Below are 2,890 nucleotides of genomic sequence, written 5' to 3'. Positions count from 1 at the left end.
CGTCATGAACAGCAGCAGCCCGTCACCGCCGGCCACCTGCCCCGGCACCGTCACCGAGTGCACGGCCGCGTTGGCGTTGGCGGCCGCGCTCCCCACGAACTCGATCTTCGCCGACTGCGGGGCGACCGTGAACTGCTTGGTGACGCTGTGCTTGCCGCCGCGGTCGTCCGTGACGGTCAGCGTGACCGGGTAGGCGCCCGCCGCGGCGTAGGCGTGCGACGCGGTCACCCCGGTGGCGGTGGCGCCGTCACCGAACTGCCACGCGTACGCGGTGATCGACCCGTCCTCGTCACCGGACGGGTTGGCGTCGAAGGTGCACTCCAGTTCCGCGCAGCTCGCCGCGAAGTCCGCCACCGGCGGCTGGTTGGCGCCCTGCACCGTCACGTTCGCCGTCGCCGAGGCCGTCGCGCCCCGGTCGTCGGTCACCGTCACCGTCACCGGATACGTGCCGGTGCGCGGGAAGGCGTGCGTCACGGCCGCGCCGGAGGCGCTTCCGCCCCCGCCGAACGACCACGTCGTGGAGACCAGCACCCCGTCCGGGTCGTGCGAGCCGGTGTTGCGGAAGGTGCAGATCAGCTCCTCGCACTCCGACACCAGCTCGGCGACGGGCTTGGCGTTGGGGGTCTGGGAGCCCTCGCCGGAGTAGAGGAACAGGGCGCGCTGGCGCCAGTCGCGGCCGTCGGCGCCGGTGCCGCTCAGGGTCTCCGCGGTGCCCGCCACGGGCTTGCCGCCGGCGAAGCCGATCCGCTTGAGCTGGTTGCCGAGCCGGTCGGTGAAGTAGAGCTTGTCCCCGGACAGGAACATGCCGCCGACCCGGCTGAAGTCGATGCCGGTCACGTTGCCGGACACCGTCGTGCGCATGGCTCCGACGATCTCGCTCTCCGGGTTGAACCCGCGGGAGTAGAGCGAGGACTGGCCGCTGCGGGTGAAGTAGAGCCGGTTGCCGTGGAAGAACACGCCGGTCATGTTCTGCATGTCGGTGGCGAAGTCGGTCAGGCCGTTCAGGGGGACCTCGGCGGGCGCTCCGAACGTGGTGCCGTCGAAGGTCCGCCGGTAGAGCCTCCCGTCCGACCAGGGAGTGTAGAGCCGCCCGCTGAGCATGAAGGCGCCCCGCGCCCCCGACCAGGCCGTCCCTCCGGCGCCCACGGACTCGTCCGTGCCGAGCGCGGTCCCGTCGTAGGAGCGGCGCTGCACCAGGTTGTTGGCGAGCAGGCCGTACCCGAGCCGGTAGACGTCGGCGGGCAGGCTGCCGGCCGAGACGGGCACCGGGGCGCTCGCCCCCGCGACGGGGAGCATGGCCAGGCGGCCGTGGTACTCCGAGTTGCCGATGCGGTCGGTGTCGCTGCCGACCCACAGCCCCTGCGCGGTCGCGGTCAGGTCGAACACGCCGACCCCGAGCGTCCGGGTCGGGTTCCAGGAGAACGGCACGCCGCTCAGCGGGTCCAGAGCCGCCAGACCCGGCCGCGAGACCGCTCCCTGGCCCGCCTTGTCCGAGGCGTAGGGGTTGTTGGCCCAGCGGAAGTGGCCGCCGACGTAGACCGCGTGGGAGGTGACGCCGACGGCGTAGGTCGTGTCGCCGCCGGTGTAGTTGACCCAGGTGGGGTCGAGGTTGGAACCGGTCGCCGCGGTCTCCCAGCGCGCCTGGGTGTCGCAGAGCTTGGGCGGGCCGCCCGCGTAGGCGCCCGTCGTCGTCACCACGAAGAACCGGCCGTCCGGCGAGTAGTCCACGTCGCGCATGTAGCTGTCGAAGGAGCTGGAGCAGACGGCCTCGTAGCGGGCGGTGTGCCAGTCCGCCGGCTCGGCGCTCTCCCCGGTCAGGTCGAGCTGGACGATCTGCCGGCGGTTCTGCCCGCCCACGGTGGCGAAGTTGCCGACCGCCACCAGGCGCGACTCGTCCGGCGTGACGTCCATCTTCAGCACGGCCGTGGTGCCGCCGTTCTGCGTCCCGGCGAAGGCCAGGTCCACGAACGGGTCGCGCGCGCCGGTGTCCGGGTCGACGGTCGCCAGGGCGGCCTGCGGCGTGCCGCTCACGGTCGCGAAGGCGCCGCCGACGTACAGCCGGCCCCCCGCCAGCCGCAGGTCGTTGACCCTGGCGCTCACCGACGGGGTGAAGCCGGGCAGCGCCTGCCCGTCGGTGGCGCTCAGCCGGGTGAGCCTCCGGTTGGTGGCCCCGTTGACCTGGCCGAAGGCGCCACCGACGTAGATCGACTGACCGTCGGGAGCCGGCAGCAGCGCCTTCACCTCGCCTTCGACGTCCGGGGTGAACACGGGGTCGACGGCGCCCGTGGTGGCGTTGAAGGCGAACAGGCTCTTGCGCGGGAGAACGGTCGTGGAGTCGTCCTCCCGGATCTGGGTGAACTCGCCTCCGACATAGATCTTGCCGCCGATCTGCACGACGGCGTTGACCTTCCCGTCCAGGACGTGGGGCGTCCAGTTGACGGGGTTGTCGGACACGACGCGGTCCTGCGGGTGTTGCACAGCGGATGCTGGACCGCTCCAAAGCAGGGCGAGCGCTGTCACCAGCGCTCCGCCCAGCACGGAGACATGTCTGCGTCCCCCCATGGTGACCCCTTTCAAGGGTGGTGGAAAAGACCCCCGGGCCATCAGGCGATGGCGCATCACACGCATCAGACGCCACAGGGACAGAGCGGGTTCACACGGCTTTCATTACGAAAAGGCCATGGCGGCCGGGTACGGCCGGCCGCTGCCGGCCGTACCCGGGTCGATCTCATCCGGCGGGTGCCAGCACCAGGCTCCACATGGTGGCCCGCAGGCTTGCCGCGTCCGCGGTCGCGGTCACCCCGGGACTCGTTCCGGCGGGCACCGGTCCGCCGCCGTCGGTCAGCAGGCTGGTGATCCGGCCGCTGCCGGTGCCGGCCTGGGTGGAACG

At 71.9% G+C, this 2,890-nt stretch carries 1 protein-coding gene; it reads right to left on the bottom strand.

Annotated elements, in window-relative coordinates; translation table 11 throughout:
* On the bottom strand, positions 1–2,454 hold a 2,454-nt coding region (locus IEZ07_RS35135; RefSeq protein WP_191898752.1), incomplete at its 3' end, for a PKD domain-containing protein.
* Positions 2,455–2,890 lie beyond the last annotated feature (436 nt).

This window comes from Planomonospora parontospora (assembly GCA_014647935.1).
In the GTDB taxonomy this organism is placed as follows: Bacteria; Actinomycetota; Actinomycetes; order Streptosporangiales; family Streptosporangiaceae; genus Planomonospora; species Planomonospora parontospora.
The sequence above is the reverse complement of the archived record's forward strand: the minus strand, read 5'-3'. Positions and strand labels throughout refer to the sequence as shown.